Source organism: Winogradskyella ouciana, assembly GCF_965284585.1.
In the GTDB taxonomy this organism is placed as follows: domain Bacteria; phylum Bacteroidota; class Bacteroidia; order Flavobacteriales; family Flavobacteriaceae; genus Winogradskyella; species Winogradskyella ouciana.
In genome coordinates this window covers 531,726-555,554 of sequence record NZ_OZ260095.1, presented here as the reverse complement: position 1 = coordinate 555,554, position 23,829 = coordinate 531,726, and the positions used below count along the sequence as shown (strand labels likewise).

Below are 23,829 nucleotides of genomic sequence, written 5' to 3'. Positions count from 1 at the left end.
TGGAGGTTTCCTACTTGGAGGGCATTTCGTTGTTTCAATTTAAAGTGCCTTTATACTATGATGCTGAGAGAATTGTTTTAGTTTTGCAACCGAGCCCTAACTATAAACCATTATTTCGGTTAGGGTGTTAATAAAACCAATCTTAATGGAGAACATAAAGGTCAGTAAGTCACAACTCAAAGGACAAGTGAGGTTAAGTGGTGCAAAGAACAGTGCCCTCAAATTGCTAACGGCTTCTGTGCTTACCGAAGAACCTGTTGAAATACACAATGCGCCCAATGGCTTGTTAGATATGCAAGTGCATATTAAAATGCTCAACAAAATGGGTAAAACCTGTGTTGAAGGTGAGCGTTATCTAAAGATTACTGAGAATAGAATTAACCCAGAACTACTTTGGGACGAACGCTCCATTAGAAACTCCTTGCTAATCCTCGGTACCTTAACCACTAGGTTTGGTGAAGGCAAGGTGCCACTGCCAGGAGGTTGCAAATTGGGAGACCGAAAGTACGATCTACACGTTATGATTTTAGAGCAAATGGGTGCCAAAGTCTGGGAAGAAGACGGTTACTTATGTACCAAAGCTAACGGAAGACTTAAAGGTGGAGATATTCATTTGTCTATGCGCTCTACGGGAGCAACAGAAAACGCAATACTGTGTGCTACCTTAGCGACAGGGACTACAACGGTTTGGAATCCGCACATACGCCCAGAAATTATTGACCTTATTACTATGCTCAATAAAATGGGAGCTAAGATTAAAGTGTACGGTCAAAAATGTATTGTCATCCAGGGAGTAGAAGGTCTCAACGGTGTAAGGCATCGTGTTATATCCGATAATATGGAGGCATTGACTTGGGCTATTGGTGCCGTAGTAACCAATGGTGATGTAGAGATATTAGACTTTCCTTTTCAACATCTCGAAGTGCCGTTGGTGCACCTACGCGAAAGCGGTATGCAATTCTATAGAGGCGAAAACTCATTGATTGTAAGGGGAGGTGAAGCTTATCCAATTGACATTAGTACAGGACCTTATCCTGGTATTAATTCAGATATGCAACCGCTATTTGCGGTTTTTGGTGCCACATCAAAAGGAGAGTCTAGGATTATAGATTTAAGATTTCCTGGGCGTTATGGCTACGCCAAAGAATTGGCAAAAATGGGAATGGACTATAAGATAGAAGGTGACCTCCTAAAAATACAAGGCGGGAAACCATTATCTGGTGCCAAGGTTAAGGCCTTGGATTTAAGAGCGGGAATAGCACTCCTACTTGCTGGTATGACCGCGGAAGGTGAAACCGAAATTGAAAATGCCTGGCAGATAGGTCGTGGTTATGAGAATTTGAAAGACAAATTAAAAAGATTGGGGGTTGATAATTGATGGGCTCTTTTAAATCCACATATAAGCAAATACTATCTGACTATCCGTGTGATCAAGTATCTTTTTTTAAGTGTTTAATCGCCAAATACTTAAATCCGAGTTTTAGTGTTTTATTCTCTTATAGAATTGGGTATTATTTATTTCATTCTCAGAACAAACTTTTCAATTTTTTAGCATCAAGAAAGAGAATGCGACTTATATTTAAAAAGAATTGTGATATTTCATTTTTATCGAGCATTGGAAATAGATTGAGATTGCCACATCCTTTAGGTGTTGTAATTGGTGCAGGAGTTAGAATCGGCAACAATGTAACTATTTATCAAAATGTAACTTTGGGAAGCGATGGAAAAGACAAAAAAGAAATGACTTATCCTACAATTGAAGATAATGTAGTCATATACGCTGATTCTATGGTAATCGGAAATGTAACTATAGGTGAAAACTCCGTTGTTGGTGCTAAGACTTTGGTTAACGTAGATGTTCCACCAAACTCTCTAGCTGTTGGTGTTCCATGTAAAGTTATTAATAAAAATTAATGAAAAGCTTTCTCTTAGATGTTTATAGTATTGGAGTGTCTAAAGTGTTAATGATTGCTTTTGGGCTAACCACTTCAATAATAATAGCAAGGGCTCTTGGCCCAGAAAAAAATGGAATCATAGCCGCACTTTTGGTTTACCCGTCCTTATTTATGTCCATCGGATCTTTGGGAGTAAGACAGTCTACAACCTATTTTTTGGGCAAAGGGATCTTTACAGAGGAGCAGATAAAAAAAGCAATAACACAAATATGGTTATTTACGACGGTATTAAGTATTGGTGTGTGTTTTATTTTGATGCGTTATTTTAGCAAGTCAGGTGAAAACTTATGGCTTGTCATTTTGGCGTTGCTGCCCATACCATTTACATTATTTAACACCTATAATTCAGGGATTTTTTTAGGGAAGAATGAAATAGGATATTTTAATAAAATTAATTGGATCCCAACCTTTATAGTTTTAATTATTACCTCTGCACTAGTGTTATGGCTTTCTTTTGGTATATCAGGATATCTCATGGCCTTAATGGGTGGCCCTCTTTTTATCAGCTGTATTCTGTTATTTAAAAACAAGTTCATTAATGCTTTTACTTTTAAATATGATTGGAGGGTTATAAAACAAATGCTGTCCTTGGGATTGATATATGCTTTTGCATTATTAGTAGTGAACTTAAATTATAAAATTGATGTTATTTTATTGGATAACCTTAGTACAGCTTTTGAGACAGGTATTTATTCTAAAGGTGTAAGTATCACGGAATACTTATGGCAAATACCAATGTTACTGAGTACTGTGGTTTTTGCGCGCAGTGCAGTTTCTAAAGATGATAGAGGGTTCTCCCTAAAAGTTGCGCAATTATTAAGGCTATCGTTTTTAATTATAGGGATAGCATCTTTGGTTTTGTTCTTGTTATCGGAGTTTATTATTGTATTGATGTTTGGAGAAGCCTTTATAAATAGTGTATTGGTGCTCAATACATTGTTGCCAGGCGTGGTACTCTTAACCATATTTAAAGTCATTAATATGGATTTGTCTGGTAAAGGAAAGCCCTGGGTATCTCTGAAAGCAATGGTGCCTGCACTCATTATCAATATAATATTGAATATAATTTTAATTCCAGAATATGGAGCTTCAGGTGCAGCAATGGCATCAACTATAAGTTATAGTATTGCGGCCTTATTGTTTATTGCTTTCTATAGTAAAGAAACTGAAATACCAATTGTGACCTTAATTAGCTATAAGCGCTCAGATTTTAAACCCATTGTACAACTGGTTAAAAAGTTTAAATCTTAATCATAAATATGCGCGTTTACAAAAACTTTGATTTAACGGAGTATAATGCCTATAGACTAAAATCTGTATGCAAAATGGCCTATTTTCCAGATAGCGAAGCGGATATTATAGAGTTATACAAAAACGAAAGAAATTATGTGCTTTTAGGAAGTGGGCATAACATTATTCTATCAAAAGCATATTATGACCAAGCGTTTTTAATTTTAAACGGAAATTTTAATGCCATAGAGGTCAATAAAGCCATGGGTGTAATTACTGCCGAAGCTGGAGCGTCCATTTTAGAGCTGAGCAAAATAGCTGAGAAAAATGGGTTAACAGGTCTTGAGTTTTATTATGATATCCCGAGTTCTGTTGGTGGTGCCGTGGTTATGAATGCGGGTACAAAGGAAGGTGAAACAAAAAACATCTTAAAGAAAGTGCGTTTTCTCGATCTTTCAGACATGAAGGTAAAAGAACAATACAGTAAGGAGTTAGATTTGGAATATCGCAATAGTGTGTTTCAAAAACAAAAAGACAAGATTATTCTAAAGGTATGGTTTCAATTAGAAAAAGGAAACTCTCGGGATATAAGACGCATCATGGATGAGTCTAAGGCAAGGCGATGGTCTAAACAGCCAAGAGAATATCCCAATTGTGGTAGTGTGTACAAAAGACCTCCAGGACGTTTTGTTGGCCCCATGTTAGATGAACTTGGGCTAAAGGGCTATAGGGTAGGCGGTGCAGAAATATCCCAAAAACACAGTGGCTTTATTGTAAACATAAACAATGCAACTGGCGCAGACATATTAAAAATAATTAGGTACACCAAAGAAAAAGTTAAAGAAAAATTTGGTGTGGATTTAGAAGTGGAACAGCGTATTATATGACAATAGTTTATTTTATAACCACAGTTGGTCACGGTAAAGGAGGACATTTTCATAGTTTAAATACTATAGCCAATGCAATTGGTAAGACTCAAAATGTACATGTAATAAATATTGGGTATAAGCCTTCTGAAGTGTTGGACAGAGCAAATTATAGCTACACATTTGTGGGTTTTAATGGGTATAATGTCTTAACCACTTATGCAAAAATCAATAAGCTTATAGCACAACTGCAACCAGATGTTATTCATGCCTTCGACGTAGAGTCGTTTGCGTTTAGCAGGCGGTTTTCAAAAAAACGAAACCAGCCCTCGTTTTTAAATAAATGTGGAGGACCAAATCCAAAAAAGTATTTTCCGCAACCTAATCAACTCATACTGTTCAGCAAGGAAAACGAGACTTATTTTAAAACTAACCCTAGATATAACAACACCTGTGTAACCGTAATTCCCAATCGGGTTAAACCTGTTAATGTAGATACTGAGAGGGTGACAAAGTTTTTAAATAAATATGGTACTGCCGAGTTGTCGTTGCTTAGAATTGCAAGAATAGGGAAACACTATCATAAATCCATAATACAGGCCATCAATGTATTGGGTTGGTTAAGGTCTAAGGATATACCTGTAAGACTCATAATTATAGGAACCATCCAGAGCAATACGGTTTATGATGAAGTAAAAGAATACATTAGCTCAAAAGCACTTGAGGAACACGTTATTATAGAAACCTCAGACGAGTTTACTCATAATGCTAGTGAACTATTGGATGTGGGAGACATCATTATCGGTACTGGTCGTAACTTTATGGAAGCGTCTAGTCTTAATAAAATGCTACTGGTACCTTATAAAGACTCAGACTATCCATTGCTGGTTACGGATAGTAATTTCGATGAGATTTTTGCAACTAATTTTTCACCAAGAACCCAAGTGTCTGGTTTTAACGAGGAGCAAAACCTCAATAAAATATATCAGCAACTAAATAGAAAACAAGCATTAACCTCAAAAACGTGGTTTAACAACTATTTTAATGTTAAAGGGGGAGTAAAAGCTTATAAAAGTTTATATTTAAATCAAGACATACCAAAAAAATCGAGGAGATTAGATACTTTGGTGAATGTGTTATACGCTATTAAAACTTTCATCGTAGGATGATAAGGAACCTTTTAAGAAAAATCAAAGCAAATAAGAAGCCTAATGAAAATATTGATAGCTGGAGATGTTGTGCCTATAAACTCTAACAGGAACATTTTTAAAAGTAAAAATGTTCTAGATTATTTTTCTGATTTTACATCAGTGTTTACTGAGACGGATTTATTTGTTGCTAATCTTGAATGTCCATTGACTTCAGCTAATCAAAAAGCTGCAAAATCAGGATCATCAATAAAGGCTGAGCCAGACGCTATAGAAGGAATAGGAAGTATTAATGTTAACCTACTGTCTATGGCAAATAATCACATAGGAGATTTTGGAGGTATAGGAGTTAGGGATACCATTAACCAATTAAAAAAGCATAAGCTAAGTTGCTTGGGTGCTGGTGAGAACCCAAATGAAGCCCGAAGACCATTTATACATAATGCTAAAGGTAAAATCATAGGGGTGTTGAGTTACGCTGATTTTGAATTTGGTATGGTAAATGAACACCGACCAGGTGCAAATCCATTTGATACAATCCATGCTTTTGAGGATATAAATAGCATTAAATCACAGACAGATTATATCATTGTGATGCTTCATGATGGTAAAGAATATTATTCCTACCCATCGCCTCAACTACAAAAAATAGGTAGATATCTCATAGATTTGGGAGCAGATATAGTCGTGTGCCAGCATTCACATGTTATTGGTGCTGTGGAGAATTATAAAGCAGGGACAATTGTGTATGGGCAAGGTAATTTTTTATTTGACTACAGAGATAATCGTACAAAAGAATGGTCCAGCGGTTTTTTTATAGAGATTAATTTAAAAGAAAAAATAGATATAGACTTCATTCCGTTTAAGCAAAATTATCCTGGCATATCCAGATTGTCTAAGCAAGAAGAAGAGGTGTTTCGTTTACAGTTTGCAGAACAAAGCAAACATGTGCTAGATCCAAATTTTATTAAGGCATCTTGGGCAGACTTAATAAGTAAGCAGTCTTCAACCTATTTAAGCACAGCACTTGGGCACAACAGCTTCCTTGCTAAAATCCTTAAGAAAACAGGACTGTATAAATATCTAATAAGTAAAGAAATCTCATTGATTATGTTAAATTATATAAGGAGTAGAGTGCATAGAGAAAGCTTTAGGGAGGTTTTAGAACAACGAATAGAAAATAAGAATCAGCAGTAGTCAATAACAATGAAATTATTAATAACCTTAATCAGATTTGGTTTTCCTTTGTTGCTGTTTACGGATTTCACATCCAATATTTTAAGCAACGTTGCAATACTCAATGTATCAAGAGGCTTGAGGTTATTCATCCTTATTTTGTTTGTAATCGAAAACATCAAGTACTACAGCATTATAAAAAAGTTCTATTTTTTTAAGACTTTCGCACTGTTTGCTTTTGTACTTTTTCTCTACATCTTTACGGATAGAAATATCGTCGAAGGTATCTGGATGTTTCTTAAGTTGCTGTTTTGGGTTTTAGGCTTAAATGTTCTTTTTGCTTATGCCTATATAGGCTTGTTTAAATTTTCTGATTTTTTTAAGGTTATTAAAACGGTAGCAATTATAGCCTTTGGTTTTACTATATATTTCTATGTGTCTGGTTATATAGAAGATGACTATAACGTAGCGGCATATCTTGTCTTATCATTTTATCCTGTGGTCTTGTATTCAAGTAATGCGTTTACCAAAAATAGGTTACTGTTACTACTGTGTATGATTTCGGTATTCATTACCGTAAAAAGGGGTGCGGTAATTGCGTTTTCTTTGGCGTCTATACTCTACTATATTGGTAGTTTATATTCTAGTTTTTCGATAAAGAAATTGTTCTTTGGAATATTGATTTTATCGGCATTTGCTTTCTCTGCTATATACTTTATAGAGCAGCAATCGGATAGGCTTGAAGATCGTTTGTCAACTGAGCAGTTCGATATCAGTAACGAAAGAGCAGGTTCAGGGCGGGTAGGTGCTTATACAAGGATTTATGAAGCTTGGTATAACTCTGACAATATAATATTGGGCTTTGGGAATCAAGAGGATTCTCATAGAAATAGAGGGAGAAGAACACATGCCCATAGTGATATTTTCGGCTTTTTATACAATTTTGGTTTGGTAGGTATTTTTCTAATATTATTTGTTTATAGAAAAATCATCCTGTTTCATTTCAAATACAGAAAATTTAAAGAAGTTAATAGGTTTATGGTTCTCGTTTTATTTGTCATATTGGTATTGGTTAATATATACTCAGGTCTATTTTACCTTACCGAAACCATATACTTATTATCATTATTTCCTTATCTGCAAATTAGGGCAATGAGGTATGAATTAATTAATTCTGGACATGTTCGATAGAGATAAGAATAGTTATAAATTTAATAACCTATATACACTACCATTATATAAAGGTTATGAGAACAGTTGGGCTGAGGATTATGCACGTTTAGTGGATAAAGAACCGGAATTGTCTATCGATGTCACCTCAATAACTTCGTTTTTATCCGTAGGTCAGTTTAGTAAAAACCGAACCTTGTTTAACGAGATTAAACGCTTGCCTTGGCTCGCTGAACCATTACCAAATGGAGCTTACAAAGAACTTCAGCTACCAAAACATGATTTCAAAACGGGTACCGATGATGACTTGGCTAAACTACTGTTTCAGAAATTATGTGATGAAGCCAGAGTTGTAAGTCGCCACAACCCAAAAATTTATATTCTATTAACAGGGGGTTTAGATAGTAGAATTATAGCTGGTGTCTATAGTTATTTATATAACAACGGTGAATTAAAGGAAAAGCCCAAGTGCTTAACTTGGGGAATTGAAAATTCTAGAGACGTCTATTATGCCAAGCTCATGGCAGAACATCTAGATTTTGATTGGCAACGCATACCCCTAAACCCAGATACTGTAATGCAAAATATCAAAAAATGTGGGCAATACTTAGGTATGTTACATTCGCCAGAAATGTTACATAGTATGTTGTGGTTTAAAAATTTACCTTCAGATGCTATGGTAATAGCAGGCAGTTTTGGAGATTCTATAGGCAGAGGTGAGTTTTCAAGCTTACACTTACTACAACTAGAACATAAACAACCCAAAAACACATACAATTTATTGCAACCAGAGGCTTATGAGATAGGTGCAAAGGGGCTTAATAATGATTTGCAGCATATACATCAAAGAGGTGGTAGAGATACTTTAAATTATATGCAGTGCGAATACTGGATGCAGGGCTATAGAATGCGCAACGGTCTGTGCCACGCGCTGTCCGTAATAAATAGATCGGCCAATATTTACCAGATGTTTACCGCCCCTGAGGTGTATGGGTTTATGTGGAGCTTACACCCCTCAAGAAGAGACGATAACATTTATAACGCACTCTTAAAAAACCATTTTCCAAAATTGGCAGAAGTGCCATGGGCAAGAAACAATAAATCTATTAAAGGAAACTATAAAAACACGAAGTTAAAACCACATTATCACGAATATACTAAATGGTCTTCGGGTGAATTGTATCAGGAAATTAAAACTTTAGTAGATCCAAATTGGTTTATGGATACGGGACTATTTACCAAACAGAGTATAGCACATCTTAATGAGATGGTGTCTAAAAGTCAGGAAAGAGTGGGTAGACTCAATGATATATGGTTATGGTTGGCAGGCTTTAGGTTTTATATAGATCAGTTGAAAAGCGAGGGAAAGACAGTTAATTTTGGTGATGTCACAAACTATGAGGGTGATGAAGAGCTTAGCCAGAAGCAAACTATTAAAAAGAGTTTGGTGCTGTTGGCGAGTAAATCTAAGCTTGTAAATAAAACAGCCAAGCATGTCAGGAAAACCTATAGGGATATCGACTTGAGCGCCAAAAAGAAAGAGATGATTAAGAAACACCCGCCAAAACCTTATGAAATCTAAAGTGCTTATACTCACCAACCCACTTAATCACGAAGGTGGTGTGGTCAATTACTACAATCTGTTCTTCAAGCATTTTGAATCAGATACTATCACCTTAAAGCATGGATCCATTGGTTCTAGAGCCTATCTGTTTTATTATCCAATCTTAAAGCGCTTACTATATCCTTTTTATTATGTTTTAGATGTCTTTGTATATGTTCTAAAACTTATATTCGACAGAAAAATAAAAATCGTTCAAGTAAGCCCATCGTTAATACCTGTGCCATTAATTAGAGATGGTATCTTAATTGTATTGGCAAAAGTCTTGGGTAAACAAGTAGTAGTGTTTTATAGAGGTTGGAAGTTACCGACCTATAACAGGATAAAGAACAATACAATATTAAAAGCATTGTTCAATGCTGTATTTCAAAAAAACACCTTGCAGGTAGTTCTGGCATCATCCTTTAGACAAGATTTATTAAACCTCACACCCAAAAAGGTTAACGAAATAATGGTGACTACAACCGCTATTGATAAAACCCAAATAATCAAACCAAATAAGGATTTGTTGCAAGCTCCGGTAAAAGTCTTGTTTTTGGGAAGGATTCAAGATTTAAAAGGCATAGAGGAACTCATAGATGCAATAATGGAACTTAAAAAACAGCAACAGTTGAGTGCGTTTCAGTTTTCCATAGTCGGGCATGAGAGTAAGTCAGGTTACTTAGATACCTTGAAAGGAAGATTAAAAGCCAATGGTATAGCATCAGATAAAGTGGCGTTTTTAGGACGTATTACCGGTAGAAAAAAATATCGTCTTTATACCAATCATCACGTTTATGTACTGCCTTCATATACAGAGGGTTGTCCAAATAGCTTATTAGAGGCATTAGCCTCTGGGCTGTTTTGTATCACAACAAAGGTAGGGGCACTTTCAGATCTTATTGTTCCAAAAGAAAACGGGATGTTCGTTAAAGTAAAAGATAGCAATGAGGTGTTAAACGCACTTCTTTATTGTGCTAATAATAAAAACTTTAATAAACAAAGAGAGGCCAACGCAGAATACTATTCTCATATATTCGATATAAAAAAAATAACAAAGCTTTTTGAAGCAAAATACATGAAGTTAATTGAGGAAAAGTAAGCTATATCTTATTGGTCCAACTGAATCTATTCTTACAAGACGTGGGAATAGGTTCCCCAATATGGCTACCTTTTTTGAGGAAGAGGGCAAAGAGGTTGTATACTATACATCTAATTTCTACCATGCCGAAAAACGTTTTTTTTCGAAGCAAGAAATTCGCGAAGCAAAACAAAGTTTAGGATACGATTTTAAAGTTTTAAAAGTGCTAGGGTATTATTCTAATGTATCACCGAGAAGAGTCTTATCTAATTTCTTTTTTTCAATACAATTATTTTTCATGTTGTTGTTTAAAGTAAATAAGCATGATAAAATTGTTTTACCATCAAGACCAGTTGAGCTTATATTTTTTATGACATGGCTGAAGCATTTAAAAGGAGTAGAAATATATTTAGATATTCAAGATATATGGCCTGATGCTTTAGAGATTGAAAATAAGAGAAAGAAAAAGATTTTTGAAGTGTACTGTAATATGTTTTTAAAACCATCGCTAAAATATTATACAGCAGCGTTTCATGTAGCTCCTTCGTTTAAATTATGGTTAAGACGTTATGCAAAAAACACACCTTCTAGTTTTGTGCCTTTGGGCTGGGAAAATAAGCGATGGAAGACATTTAAGAAAACAAATTCTAAAAATGGCTTTAGGCTAAATTTAGTATGTGTAGCACAATTACAGCATCAAATAGATGTGATGCCAATCTTAGAAATGATAAAAAGCCAACAAGATTGCTACTTTACAATTATAGGTGAAGATGGTTCAGGTCAACGTTATCCTGAAGTCAAAAGCTATATAGATACTAATAAACTTTTTAATGTAAAGATAATTGGCAAAGTGGCTAGAGAAGAAATGAAAGATTATCTAGAACCTATGGATATTGGTGTCTTACCAATGATTACACCGTCTATACCCAACAAAATATTTGATTACCTCGCTTCAGAATTGCCTATTATTGTTTTAGGTCAAAATGATAGCGCTAACTTTGTAAGAGAAAACAATATTGGTTGGTCATGTAATTATAATAGTGATGAATTAATAAAAATAGTAACATCCATAACTACAGACGCTTTAAAGAATAAAACGGAAGAAGTGGTTAAAGTAAAAGATAGATTTTCTAGAGATAAATTACATATTAAAATTAAGGAATTAATTTACCCTAATGAAAAGTAACAAAAAGTACCTTTTTGATGTAGATGTTGCAGTAGGTATTGCTATTGCTTTGGTTGTTTATGGTCACTTACTTTTTAATGTCAAAGACTTAGCTTGGTTTGTAGAATCCAGAAGATTAATTTATAGATTCCACATGCCTTTATTTATGTTTTTATCGGGTCTTTTAATGAGCTATTCATACAAACCTGTTGAGAGTTTAAAAATGTATGGTGAATTTTTAAAGAAGAAACTTAAAAAGTTTGTACCACCTTATTTACTCTTTTCATTTATATTTTTACTGTTTGACTATCTGTTTTATGGCCTTAATTCTAGTGATTTACTTGAAACAGTTAAGGCGACATTCATATATCCAGCAGAAGGTTCAGCTGGATTTTTGTGGTATGTGTACGTGTTGTTTGAGTTTTATTTGGTATTACCATTATTAATGCTCGTTGCAAAGAAATATAGTTTAGTATTGCTAACATTTGCAATTGCATTACACTTCTTTAATGTCACACACCTATTTAACCTCAATATGTTTGCCTTTTATTTATTGTTTATTACATTAGGTATTATTGCAAATAAATATTTAAGTATATACTACAAGGTATTATCAAAACTAGGTTTTATTTTTGTTGCCATATTTGTGGCTGTATTATATGTTGCGTTTACGGAGTATTATAAAATTCCTAAGGTAATAACTGGATTATGCTCTATTCCTGCAATTCATTTTATTGCAATCAAAATAACAACGACCAAAATGGGGAAGGAGCTAGCATATTTAGGAAGGTATTCATTCTATATTTATTTAATGAATACATTGGTTATGGGAGCATTGTTTATAGCGTTCACTAAAGGTTTGGGCATTGATAACTTAGCTTTGATTTCTCCCGTTTTGTTTATAGCTGGTGCTTATATTCCAATTTTCATTTATATAAAAATAGTAAAGCGTGTCTCTATATTAAAGATATTGATACCTTAAAACGTATAGATTTACAACAAAACAAATGCAACAACTCACACAAAAACTAGGTTCTGGTGACATGGTCATACAAGAAGTCCCTTACCCACAATTGGGAAAAGGTATGGTCATCGTTAAAAACCATTATTCTATCATCAGTGCTGGTACTGAAGGCTCAACAGTTGTTGCGGCAAGAAAAAGCTTAATCGGTAAGGCAAAAGAACGACCACAGCAAGTAAAGCAAGTCATTGATACCTTAAAAAAACAAGGCCCAATACAGACCTACCGTGCCGTAATGAAGAAATTGGACGCCTACTCACCACTGGGTTACAGTTGTGCTGGTGAAGTCATAGAAGTAGGTGAAGGGGTTACGGAATTCCAAATTGGCGATAAAGTAGCTTGTGCTGGTGCTGGTTATGCCAACCATGCTGAAATTGTATCAATTCCAGTTAACCTTTGCGTCAAGTTAGACGACAACGCAAATCTTAGGGATGCCGCCTACAATACCCTTGGTGCCATTTCCATGCAAGGAGTACGTCAGGCAGATTTAAGACTGGGAGAATCCTGTGTCATTATAGGGCTTGGATTATTAGGGCAACTGGCTGCACTGATATTAAAAGCGTCTGGTGTTACCGTTATTGGTATAGATGTATCTGAAGCGGCAGTCAACCAAGCGGTGGAAAACAAAGTGGTCGATTTAGGGTTGACCAGAAATGCTGCAGGAGTTGAAGAACAAATTCTAAATGCCACACAAGGCCATGGAGCGGATGCGGTAATCATTGCAGCTGCAACCGATAGTTTAGACCCTATTAATTTTGCTGGCGCCATAGCACGCAAAAAAGGTAAAGTCGTTGTATTGGGTGCAATACCCACAGGTTTTGATCGCGATCCATTTTGGTACAGAAAAGAACTGGAACTCAAAATGGCCTGTTCCTACGGTCCAGGACGTTACGATTTAAACTACGAGGAAAAAGGCATCGATTACCCATTACCTTATGTGCGCTGGACGGAGAAGCGCAACATGGAAGCGTTTCAGAAGTTATTGGCGACCAAACGTATTCATATCGATTACTTAACCACGCACGAGTTTGATTTTGATAACGCAAAAGATGCTTTTGATTTAGTGGTATCAAAATCCGAACCGTTTACGGGAATTGCCTTAAAATACAATACAGACAAACAAGCGACCAAGTCAAAAATAGCAACAGCAACATCCGATAAACTCGGAAAAATAAACATTTCATTTATCGGGGCAGGAAGCTATGCGCAAGGGAATCTCTTACCCAACATTCCTGAAAGTGCTGAAGTGGGCAGAGTAGGCGTATTGACCAATACTGGGACCAGCTCTAAACGTGTTGCCGAAAAATTCAAGTTCCAATTCTGTGCAACGGAAGAAGCTGACGTATTGGATGATAAAACCAATACGGTGTTTGTGGCCACACGTCACGATTCCCATGGGTCTTATGTTTTAAAAAGCTTAGAGGCCAATAAAAACGTCTTTGTTGAAAAACCTTTGTGTTTATTGGAAACGGAATTGAAAGACATTATTGAAGCACAAGCCAAGACCAAGAAAGCCGTCATGGTTGGCTTCAACAGACGATTCTCACCGTTGACAGCCAAACTAAAAAAGGCGGTGGGCAATAATCCCATGACCATGATCTACAGAATTAATGCAGGGGCGATACCAAAAGACAACTGGATTCAAGATGCAGAGATAGGTGGTGGCAGAGTTTTAGGGGAAGTATGCCATTTTATTGATTACTTAACCTATCTCAACGGCAGTTTGCCAATAAAGATTTCAGCGTCTGCATTACCAGATGCCAATCAGTTGAATGATACACTCAATATTTTAATACAGTTTCAAAATGGGTCTTCTGGTGTCATCGGTTACTATGCCAACGGCTCTAAAGCTATGACAAAGGAATATGTTGAGGTCTTCTCGGCAGGAATGTCAGCTACCTTGGATGATTTTAAAGTATTGAGAATCTACGGAAAAGGAAAACCCAAAAAGAAAAAATTGCTCAATCAGAATAAAGGACAAAAGGAGATGGTCACGGCATTTGTAAATGGTTTACTTAACGATGGCAACGCGCCAATCTCTTTTCAAGAGATAGTTGCGGTAACTAAAGCGTCGTTTAAAGTTCTGGAATCTATAAAATTAGGAGGGCAACAAGTTGATGTTTAAGTCTTCTGTCATTCAGAACTGTCATTCAGGGTACCATGTCATTCAGAACGAAAGCGAAGAATCTCTTTAAGAATAACACGCTCTATTTATCAAACACAGATTCTTCATTCACTGCGTTCCTTCTGAATGACAAGTAACTTAGGAGCACTATGTCATTCAGAGCGAAAGCGTAGAATCTCTTTAAGAATAACACGCTCTATTTATCAAACACAGACTCTTCAGTTACTACGTTCCTTCTGAATGACAAGTAATATCGGAGCATTGTGTTTTTAAGAGCGTTATGTCATTCACAGCATATTGTCATTCAGAGCGAAAGCGAAGAATCTCTTTAAGAATAATACGCTCTATTTATCAAACACAGATTCTTCAGTCACTGCGTTCCTTCTGAATGACAAGTAATATCGGAGCATTGTGTTTTTAAGAGCGTTATGTCATTCACAGCATATTGTCATTCAGAGCGAAAGCGAAGAATCTCTTTAAGAATAACACGCTCTATTTATCAAACACAGATTCTTCAGTCACTGCGTTCCTTCTGAATGACAAGTAATATCGGAGCATTGTGTTTTTAAGAGCGTTATGTCATTCACAGCATATTGTCATTCAGAGCGAAAGCGAAGAATCTCTTTAAGAATAACACGCTCTATTTATCAAACACAGACTCTTCAGTCACAGCGTTCCTTCTGAATGACAAGTAACTTAGGAGCACTATGTCATTCAGAGCGAAGCGAAGAATCCTCAAAAAACAATAATGTTAAATTTCACTATATTTCATAAGTATAACAAACAGCATAAAGGCGATCCGGTAAAATGAAATGAAAACATTAGGGAGTCACAATTATTACGTTTACATCCTAACAAACAAAAATAAAACGGTTTTATACACGGGAGTAACAAACAACCTTAAAGAAAGGTTATATGCACATAACCACCCAGAGCCTTTCTCAAAAGCATTTACCGCAAAATACAAATGTTACTATTTAATTTAATTTACTACAAGCACTTTTTTGACATAGAAGAAGCCATTCGCATGGAAAAGGTCGTAAAAGGAAAAAGCCGACATAAAAAAGAAAAACTTATTACCGAATTTAACCCGAGTTGGAAATTTTTAAATGATGATCTGTAGTAGGTTACTTAGGACAATGTATTTTTAAGAGCACACTGTCATTCAGAGCAAACTGTCATTCATAGCTGTCAGGCTGAGCTTGTCGAAGTCGCAGCGAAGAATCTCTTGAAGCACAATAATAATTTAAATAAAATTATCATTCAAAGCACAATGTCATTCAGAGCGAAAGCGAAGAATCTCTTCTAGAAAAACATTCTCTTATTATCATACCAAGATTCTTCAGTCACTGTGTTCCTTCTGAATGACAAGTACATTAAGAGCATTTCTGTCATTCAGAGCACCTTTGTCATTCAGAGCTGTCAGGCTGAGCTTGTCGAAGTCACAGCGAAGAATCTCAAAAACTATAATTACCAATCAACCAGATTCTTCAGTCACTGCATTCCTTCTGAAACCGAAGGTTCGGCGTAGCCAATAACAAGCGCATTATAAAGCACTATTATCATTCAGAGCCTGTATGTCATTCAGAGCTGTTAGGCTGAGCCTGTCGAAGTCGCAGCGAAGAATCTCTTTAAACACCACCACCAAAAAAATCAATAAACACTACCCCATTAAAAAGAAAGACCCTAAATTTGACCCGTGCAATACATACCATTCAATCTACCTACTAAAACACATGCGCCTTGCCATCACCAAATTTCAAAAACAGCTTTCAAAAACTAAAGACCTACTGCGAATCCGAAGATTTCAAAGGTTGGGATCCGTATGACGGGATGAATTCCAAAATCTTTCAAGCATTACCACTGAAACATTGGGATTTAGCGCGTTTGGCTTGGATACAAGGCTTCAAACGTAGCCCAATTAATTTCAGAAAAGCATTGCTAGTCCCGAAGGAACACAATTCTAAAGGTGTGGCTTTATTTCTATTGGGCTATTGTAGATTATACCAAGCGGCTTTAAAGGGAAACAAGGACTTTGGCTCTGAAACTGAACAACTAAAACAGATAAAATACATTACCCAATTGCTTTTAGACATGAAAGTAGAAGGCTTTTCTGGGGCATGTTGGGGCTACAATTTCGATTGGCAGGCAAGACGATTGTTCTTGTTCAAAAAAAACACACCAACAGTGGTTGCTACGGCGTTTGCTGTAGAGGCACTAGTGGAGAGTTATAAAATAACCAAAGATCCTCAAGTTCTGGAGGTGATTAAATCTTCAGCCCATTTTGTGCTCAAGGACTTATCTAGAACCCCACATGAAGATGGGTTTCTGTTTTCATATAGCATTAAGGATGGAAACAATACCGTAATCAATGCCTCGCTTTTGGGAGCAAAGATTCTAAGTTTGGCATATGGCTTTACAAAAGAGGAATCCTATAAAGATTTGGCAGCAAAGGCTGTGAAAACGGCATGTCAATTGCAAAACGAAGATGGCTCCTGGATTTATGGATTGCTGCCTGTACAGTCATGGATAGATAGTTTTCATACAGGATTCAATCTAGATGCGATAGAAACTTACCAACAACAAACCGGAGATAAATCTTTTCAGAACTATATCGACAAAGGCTGGAAATTCTATACTGACAATTTTTTTGAAACCGATGGAAAACCAAAATATTACCATAGCAAGACCTATCCTATAGATATACATTGCCCAGCTCAGGTCATTGTAACGGCATCAAAATTAAACCAGTTCAAAAACCATAAAGAACTGCTTGAAAAGACCCTAAAATGGACCATTGATAACATGCAATCCAAAAAAGGCTATTTTTACTATCAGGTAAAAAAAGGAATGAGCTCCAAGATCTCATATATGCGTTGGAGCAATGCCTTTATGTTTAATGCCATGGCACATTATTATTTAGAATCTCAAGGTGACGTATGAAATCAGAAACTTTAAATGGTGTCATAACCTATGCTCCTAATTCTAGGGATGAGCTCATAGACTTTGCCGTAAAACATCAAAAGATTTTGGTAGCGGTAAATGCCGAAAAAATTTTACATGCCACAGACGAAAGTAGAGCCATTATAAATAGGAATCTTGGATATCCAGATGGCATCGGGGCAGTTTGGGCCTTGCACAAAAAAGGGCATAAAGAAGTGGTGAAAATTCCAGGATGTGAGCTATGGCTCGATATGGTCAAAAAGCATCACAACGACAAATCGTTTTACCTCGTTGGTGCTAAACAGGAAGTAATAGAAGCTACGGTAAAGCAATTAAAATCAGAATATCAAGGTATACATATATGTAACTACAGAGATGGGTATATAAAGACTGATGAAGAAGAAAGAAGCCTAATTGAGGATATAAAAAAGCAGCAACCCGATATGGTGTTTGTGGCGATGGGCTCGCCAAAACAAGAACTGTTAATGGAGCGCATGCAAAAGCAGCATCAAGCCGTTTATCAAGGCTTAGGGGGTAGTTTCGATGTCTATACGGGCAACGTAAAACGCGCTCCAAAATGGTGGGTAAATAATAATTTGGAATGGACTTACAGACTAATCAACCAACCCACAAGAATAAAACGCCAAATACACTTGGTTAGGTTTTTTATTAATTTAATTTTGGGGAAGTATTAACGAGTACTAGTATATGATATATGTAAGACAGATGAGATTGGGGCAGTTAAGATAGAGCTCCTTCGGTTCTCCTTCGGGTCTCCCTCGGGTATGCGTCGGGTCTCCTTCGGGTCATAAGCGTGTCATATTCGTGTCAGCTATCGATTTTTCTTACAAAAATTAAAGAATAATTCAAATAAAGCGAAATTAGTATATGTATAAAATCACCATAATTGCTGGAGCAAGACCTAACTTTATGAAGATTGCACCAATTATTCATGCCATTGAAGCGGCAAAAGAAAAAGGTGAAAAATTGGAGTACCGATTAGTCCACACAGGGCAGCATTACGATAAAAACATGTCAGGAAGCTTCTTTGAGCAATTGGGCATCCCTGAGCCTCATATCAATTTAGAGTGCAGTGGTGGAACTCAGGCTGAGCAAACAGCGGCTATCCTAATACATTTTGAAAAGGAACTCATGGCTAACCCTGCGGATTTGGTGTTAGTAGTTGGCGACGTCACCTCTACCATGGCCTGCGCCTTGGTGGCACAGAAGCTGCATACCAAAGTAGCACACGTAGAAGCGGGTATAAGATCCGACGATTGGACCATGCCAGAAGAGATTAACCGCTTAGTCACCGATAGTATTACCAATTACTTTTTCACAACCTCAGAATTGGCCAATGAAAACTTATTAAAAAGTGGTGCAGATGGTAATGCAATTTTCTACGTAGGTAACACTATGATTGATACACTTCTAAAACAGAGAGCAAATTTCAGGGCTCCCAAAGTATGGTCAGACTTAGAGTTAAAACCACAGTCCTATATTGTAATGACACTTCATCGCCCAGCAAATGTGGATGAGGAAAGTCAGCTCAAAACAATGATAGACGAAATTATTGCGCATAGTAGAAACGTACCATTAATTTTTCCTATGCACCCAAGAACCGCTAAGATATTTTCTAGATTAAAAATAGAACATCCTAGGTTGCATATTGTAGAGCCTCTAAGTTATCTAGAATTCAATTATTTAGTAGAACGTGCCAAGGCGGTCATTACTGATTCTGGTGGTATTACTGAAGAAGCCTCAATTATGAACGTACCATGTATGACGCTTCGCGATAATACCGAGCGACCAGAGACTATTACCTTAGGAACAAACGAATTGGTGGGTACTAACCCAAAAGCTATTAAGAAGCATTTGGATAAGCTATTTAAGAACCAATGGAAAGAAGGCAAACCGATACCACTATGGGATGGTAAAACAGCAAAAAGAATTGTTGATATCATTTTGGAAGTGAACCAAAATAAGGAATAACTCAACTTTTAATTTGTATCTTAGCAAACCCCCTAAGATGTTTTCAATATCTGTGATATGATAAAAACATTACTCGAAAACTTTTCTCCAGAAAATAATGCTACGGTATGGTTGATATGTGCCTTTGTGTTAGCGTTTATCATTGCTTATCAAACGTTCCCAACGATTTTGTATGTCGCTAAGGCCAAACATTTAATGGATGAACCAGATGGAAGAAGCTTACATTCAAATAATACTCCCACACTTGGAGGAATAGGCATATTTTTAAGCTTAATTGTCCTAATGACTATTGTTGGCGCATTTCTAAATACTAAAGTTTTACTATTGGTCATGGGAGGTTTAACCATTTTATTCTTTCTTGGGCTAAAAGATGATTTAACGGTGCTTTCTGCCAGTAAAAAACTTGTTGGTCAGTTATTTGCGGCACTGTTGTTAATCGTTTTTACGGACACACGTATTATTGGGTTTTCTAGCATATTGGAGGTTGACACACTACCGTATTGGGTGTCAATAGGCTTTACGCTATTTGTTTATATTCTTATTATCAATGCCTACAATCTTATTGACGGTGTAGATGGTTTGGCAGGGACCATAGCCTTTTGTGCCAGTGGAATTTTTGTATATCTGTTTGTAAATTCGGAGGATTTAAGTTTGGCGACCATTGCTATGGCATTATGTGGGGCATTAGTTGCATTCTTGAGGTTAAATTTTTCAAAAGACAACAAGATTTTTATGGGTGATACAGGTTCGATGATTGTTGGGTTTTTATTGGCATTCTTCACCATAAGTTTTATTAATATGGCACAGGTAGATGAAACTTCAAACTACTACAAGGCCTCGCCAGCTTTGGCATTTGCACTGTTGTTCTATCCATTGATTGATACTTTACGCATTTTTTTTATAAGAATAGTAATTCATAAAACAAACCCATTTAAGGCGGACAAAAACCACATTCACCATAAGTTCATCCAAAGTGGTTACAGTCATGTTATGACTACACTTATAATTTGTGGTATTAATGTATTAATCGTTGGAATTGCTTTCAATCTGTTGCACCTCAATCTCAACACACAAATTATTTGTTTGTTATTGTATGGAAGTGCATTATACACCTTACCGTTCTTACTTAAAAAATTAGTGACTTAACTTAATTTGTAACAAATAGAACTTTAAATAGTGATTATGCTTTTGCAAGTCTTTTAAATGCAGTTATATTTGCTTTTCATACGATACTTTATTTAATGAAAACAAACGTTATATATCTTTTAGTGCTGTTATTGGTCAGTTCCTGTGCCTCTAAAAAAGAAGTGCTTTACATGCAAGACGCCATGACGGAGGCAAATGGAGAGGTAAAATACAATTCGGCAACTATTCAACCAAATGACATCCTTAAAATAACGGTGGAAACCTTGGTTCCTGAGGCGGCTTTACCCTATAATAAAAGGAGTTCCCAAGGTATGCAGCCGCAAAATGTGCAATTGCTTCAATTAGAGGGCTATCTGGTGTCATTAGATAACACTATAAAATTTCCGGTACTTGGGGAAATATCTACGGACAACCAAACAACCAAACAGCTGGAAACCACTATAAAGGAAAAATTAGTTTCGGGCGGGCACTTATTAAACCCAACGGTAAATGTACGTCTCGTTAATGCTAAGGTAACCATACTGGGTGAAGTCAACCAACCAGGTACTTACAGCTTTACGGAGCAGAATATCACCTTGTTGCAAGCCTTAGGTTATGCAGGGGATCTCACCATTAATGGAAAACGTAACGATATATTAATAACAAGAGAGGTCGATGGCTTACGTAAGGTATCGCATATAGACCTTACATCGGCAGCATTTATGAATAGTGAGTTTTATTTTATAAAGCCAAACGACGTTATTGTTGTTAACCCAAACAACCCCAGAGTGAAAAATGCTGGTTTTGTAGGAGATGTGGGTACAATTCTTACTATTGCATCATTAGCATTGAGCATAACCATTTTATTGTCAAGGTAACTTATGGAAAATCAGTTAAACAATAATTTTACTTTTAACGAAGAAGAGAGTGTAGATTTAAAGCAGGAAATTAAACGCTATTTACGCTACTGGCCTTGGTTTGTCTTAGCCTTGGCGGTTACGCTTGTTAGTGCCTATTCCTATTTAAGATATGCTCCAAGGATTTTTGAAACCTATTCAAAAATAAAAATACTGGATGAGTCCGAAGGTTTAGAGTTACCAACCTCCGCATTTATTTTTAAGCGTACCAACATCAACCTAGAGAATGAAATAGAAATTATTACCTCATACCTCATCATGGAGCGTGTGGTTAGGGAATTGAATCTCAACACAAGTTTTTATGAAGAAGGGACCATACAAACCTCACAAATTGAGGAATTGCCACTAAATTTTGAACAAATTATTCAACCAGATAGCATAGTATCCCATCTATCCTATAAATTAACCATAGAGGATAACGGTTTTGAGGTTACCAATCTAAAAACAGAAAAGACGTTTAACTTTAAGGAGCATTCTACATATAATTCAAATCATAATTTGCCATTTAATGTAGAGTTAAATAAAAGTATATCTTTAGGAGAGGTAAATAACAAAGTGTTTATTATAAAGTTTAGCCCTATAAAAAGTACAGCTTTGGGGTTAAAGCGAAAGATAAAGGTAGAGTCCATAGGCGAGCTTAGTGATTTACTTAGATTAAGTATAAAAGGGGAGAGTAAAGAACTTTCTGAGGAGATCTTAAATACCCTAATGGCGATTTTTAATAACGATGGCATATACGACAGAAAGCTTGTATATCAGCGCACTGTGGATTTTATTGATGCCCGATTTGTGTTTTTAGCAAGAGAACTTGATTCCATAGAAATTGACCAAGAGACGTTTAAGCAAAAAAACAATATCGTGGATATTGCTACCGATGCAGAGATAGGTCTTGAACAAAGGGTACAGTCTGAGGAAGAGCTTTTTAAGTTGCAAAATCAATTGACACTATCCCAATTATTGGAAAATACATTACAGACCAATACTGAATCTGATTTACTTCCTGCCAATATCGGTTTAGAAAATGCAGGCATTAATGCCTTAATATCTGAATATAATCTTGCGGTAATCAATAGGGATCGATTAAAAAATAGTGCCGGAGCTAACAATCCTTCGGTGAAATTGGCCGAGAACCAAATAGATGACCTTAAGGCTAACATTAATAGATCCCTGAGAACATACACCAATCAATTAGACACATCGCTACGTCAATTAAAAGATAGAAACCAGAAGTTTGCTGGAAGAGTGTCTCAAATACCAGGACAAGAACGCTTGTTTAAGGCGATTCAGCGTCAACAAAAGATTAAGGAAAGTTTATACCTCTTATTACTTCAAAAGCGCGAGGAAGCTGCCATTAATTTAGCAATTACAGAACCTTCTATAAAGGTAGTGGAGAAGGCTTTGTCGGGAACAGAACCAATTTCGCCGAAACCTAATATTGTTTATGCAGGTGCTATTCTCGGTGGCTTACTCATTCCATTTGGTATCCTGTATCTCATGTTTATGTTAGATACGAAGTTGCACGCAAAGGAAGATATTACTAAAGTAGCTTCAAACATCCCAGTAATTGGTGAGATACCAGATTTAAAAAAGAAAAAGGATATTATTTTTACAGACCCTAACGATCGTTCTGCACTTGCAGAATCCTTTAGAATATTGAGTTCTAATGTAGACTATATTCTGCCAATTAAGAATGGTGAGAAAGGGAAAGTGATTTATTGTACTTCAACCATTAAGGGAGAGGGTAAAACTTATGTGAGTCTTAATTTATCGTTGGCTTTGTCCAGTATAAATAAAAAAGTACTACTGATAGGCGCCGATTTAAGAAACCCACAAATCCATACCCATATTGATGTAGATAAGCAAAAATCAGGATTATCTAACTATCTGCATGATATTGATTACAATTGGAAAGACTCATTAATAAATGGTTTTGAAAAGCACCCTAATCATCATATCATTTTATCTGGAAGCATACCACCTAATCCAGCACATTTATTAACCAATGGACGTTTTAAAAAGCTCATTGAAGAGGCTAAAGAAGAATATGATTATATAGTAGTTGATACGGCACCTACAATTTTAGTCACGGATACCATGCTGATCTCCCAATTGGCTGATGCAACGATTTATTTGGCAAGGGCTAATTACACTGAAAAAAATCTATTAAAATTCTCTAAGGAGCTGTCTGAAAGTGGTAAGATAAAGAATATGGCCTACGTTATTAATAGCGTTGGCGCTAGTAAATCTTATGGCTATGGCTACAATTACGGCTATAATTATGGCTATGGCGCTAAGACCTAATTATAGGTCATAAG

The 23,829-nt window shown here is 36.2% G+C and carries 19 protein-coding genes; all 19 read left to right on the top strand.

Translation table 11 applies throughout. The features are described from left to right. Positions 1-145 precede the first annotated feature (145 nt). Positions 146-1,378, top strand: a complete 1,233-nt coding sequence (locus ACQ65V_RS02520; protein ID WP_430466747.1) for a UDP-N-acetylglucosamine 1-carboxyvinyltransferase — start codon at positions 146-148, stop codon at positions 1,376-1,378. Between the two features lie 188 nt (positions 1,379-1,566). Beyond that, on the top strand, positions 1,567-1,914 hold the full coding sequence (locus ACQ65V_RS02515) for a serine O-acetyltransferase (RefSeq protein ID WP_430466746.1): 348 nt from the start codon (positions 1,567-1,569) through the stop codon (positions 1,912-1,914). After that, the gene (locus tag ACQ65V_RS02510) at positions 1,914-3,206 is read left to right on the top strand and encodes a polysaccharide biosynthesis C-terminal domain-containing protein (protein ID WP_430466745.1); all 1,293 of its coding nucleotides are present in this window, start codon (positions 1,914-1,916) and stop codon (positions 3,204-3,206) included. Before ACQ65V_RS02515 ends, ACQ65V_RS02510 begins: the two co-directional genes overlap by 1 nt. An 8-nt stretch (positions 3,207-3,214) precedes the next feature. Next, positions 3,215-4,072 (top strand): UDP-N-acetylmuramate dehydrogenase, encoded by an 858-nt coding sequence (murB, locus tag ACQ65V_RS02505; protein ID WP_430466744.1) that lies wholly within the window; start codon positions 3,215-3,217, stop codon positions 4,070-4,072. Then, complete coding sequence (locus ACQ65V_RS02500) at positions 4,069-5,220, top strand: glycosyltransferase (RefSeq protein WP_430466743.1); 1,152 nt, start codon at positions 4,069-4,071, stop codon at positions 5,218-5,220. The genes murB and ACQ65V_RS02500 overlap by 4 nt, the downstream gene beginning before the upstream one ends. Before the next feature lie 42 nt (positions 5,221-5,262). Continuing rightward, positions 5,263-6,396 (top strand): CapA family protein, encoded by a 1,134-nt coding sequence (locus ACQ65V_RS02495; RefSeq protein WP_430466742.1) that lies wholly within the window; start codon positions 5,263-5,265, stop codon positions 6,394-6,396. A 9-nt stretch (positions 6,397-6,405) separates the two neighbouring features. Beyond that, entirely contained in the window at positions 6,406-7,566 is a 1,161-nt protein-coding gene (locus ACQ65V_RS02490; RefSeq protein WP_430466741.1) for an O-antigen ligase family protein, read from the top strand. Beyond that, complete coding sequence (locus tag ACQ65V_RS02485) at positions 7,556-9,127, top strand: asparagine synthase-related protein (protein WP_430466740.1); 1,572 nt, start codon at positions 7,556-7,558, stop codon at positions 9,125-9,127. Before ACQ65V_RS02490 ends, ACQ65V_RS02485 begins: the two co-directional genes overlap by 11 nt. Next, positions 9,117-10,247: a glycosyltransferase family 4 protein gene (locus tag ACQ65V_RS02480; RefSeq protein ID WP_430466739.1), complete on the top strand. Its 1,131-nt coding sequence runs from the start codon at positions 9,117-9,119 to the stop codon at positions 10,245-10,247. Before ACQ65V_RS02485 ends, ACQ65V_RS02480 begins: the two co-directional genes overlap by 11 nt. Beyond that, on the top strand, positions 10,234-11,412 hold the full coding sequence (locus ACQ65V_RS02475) for a glycosyltransferase (protein ID WP_430466738.1): 1,179 nt from the start codon (positions 10,234-10,236) through the stop codon (positions 11,410-11,412). Before ACQ65V_RS02480 ends, ACQ65V_RS02475 begins: the two co-directional genes overlap by 14 nt. After that, the gene (locus tag ACQ65V_RS02470; protein WP_430466737.1) at positions 11,402-12,373 is read left to right on the top strand and encodes an acyltransferase family protein; all 972 of its coding nucleotides are present in this window, start codon (positions 11,402-11,404) and stop codon (positions 12,371-12,373) included. Before ACQ65V_RS02475 ends, ACQ65V_RS02470 begins: the two co-directional genes overlap by 11 nt. A 25-nt stretch (positions 12,374-12,398) precedes the next feature. Further along, positions 12,399-14,537, top strand: coding sequence for a Gfo/Idh/MocA family oxidoreductase (locus tag ACQ65V_RS02465; RefSeq protein ID WP_430466736.1), 2,139 nt, complete (start codon positions 12,399-12,401; stop codon positions 14,535-14,537). 812 nt (positions 14,538-15,349) lie between these two features. Beyond that, positions 15,350-15,523, top strand: coding sequence for a GIY-YIG nuclease family protein (locus ACQ65V_RS02460; protein ID WP_430466735.1), 174 nt, complete (start codon positions 15,350-15,352; stop codon positions 15,521-15,523). Between the two features lie 757 nt (positions 15,524-16,280). Next, positions 16,281-17,480 carry a delta-aminolevulinic acid dehydratase gene (locus tag ACQ65V_RS02455; RefSeq protein ID WP_430466734.1) on the top strand — a complete coding sequence of 400 codons (1,200 nt, stop codon included), beginning with the start codon at positions 16,281-16,283 and terminating at the stop codon, positions 17,478-17,480. Further along, complete coding sequence (locus tag ACQ65V_RS02450; RefSeq protein WP_430466733.1) at positions 17,477-18,175, top strand: WecB/TagA/CpsF family glycosyltransferase; 699 nt, start codon at positions 17,477-17,479, stop codon at positions 18,173-18,175. The genes ACQ65V_RS02455 and ACQ65V_RS02450 overlap by 4 nt, the downstream gene beginning before the upstream one ends. A gap of 193 nt (positions 18,176-18,368) precedes the next feature. Continuing rightward, positions 18,369-19,472 carry a non-hydrolyzing UDP-N-acetylglucosamine 2-epimerase gene (wecB, locus tag ACQ65V_RS02445; protein WP_430466732.1) on the top strand — a complete coding sequence of 368 codons (1,104 nt, stop codon included), beginning with the start codon at positions 18,369-18,371 and terminating at the stop codon, positions 19,470-19,472. A 57-nt stretch (positions 19,473-19,529) separates the two neighbouring features. Continuing rightward, the gene (locus ACQ65V_RS02440; RefSeq protein WP_430466731.1) at positions 19,530-20,618 is read left to right on the top strand and encodes an MraY family glycosyltransferase; all 1,089 of its coding nucleotides are present in this window, start codon (positions 19,530-19,532) and stop codon (positions 20,616-20,618) included. Between the two features lie 95 nt (positions 20,619-20,713). After that, on the top strand, positions 20,714-21,475 hold the full coding sequence (locus ACQ65V_RS02435) for a polysaccharide biosynthesis/export family protein (RefSeq protein WP_430466730.1): 762 nt from the start codon (positions 20,714-20,716) through the stop codon (positions 21,473-21,475). 3 nt (positions 21,476-21,478) lie between these two features. Then, the gene (locus ACQ65V_RS02430; RefSeq protein WP_430466729.1) at positions 21,479-23,815 is read left to right on the top strand and encodes a GumC family protein; all 2,337 of its coding nucleotides are present in this window, start codon (positions 21,479-21,481) and stop codon (positions 23,813-23,815) included. The last annotated feature ends 14 nt before the right edge of the window (positions 23,816-23,829 follow it).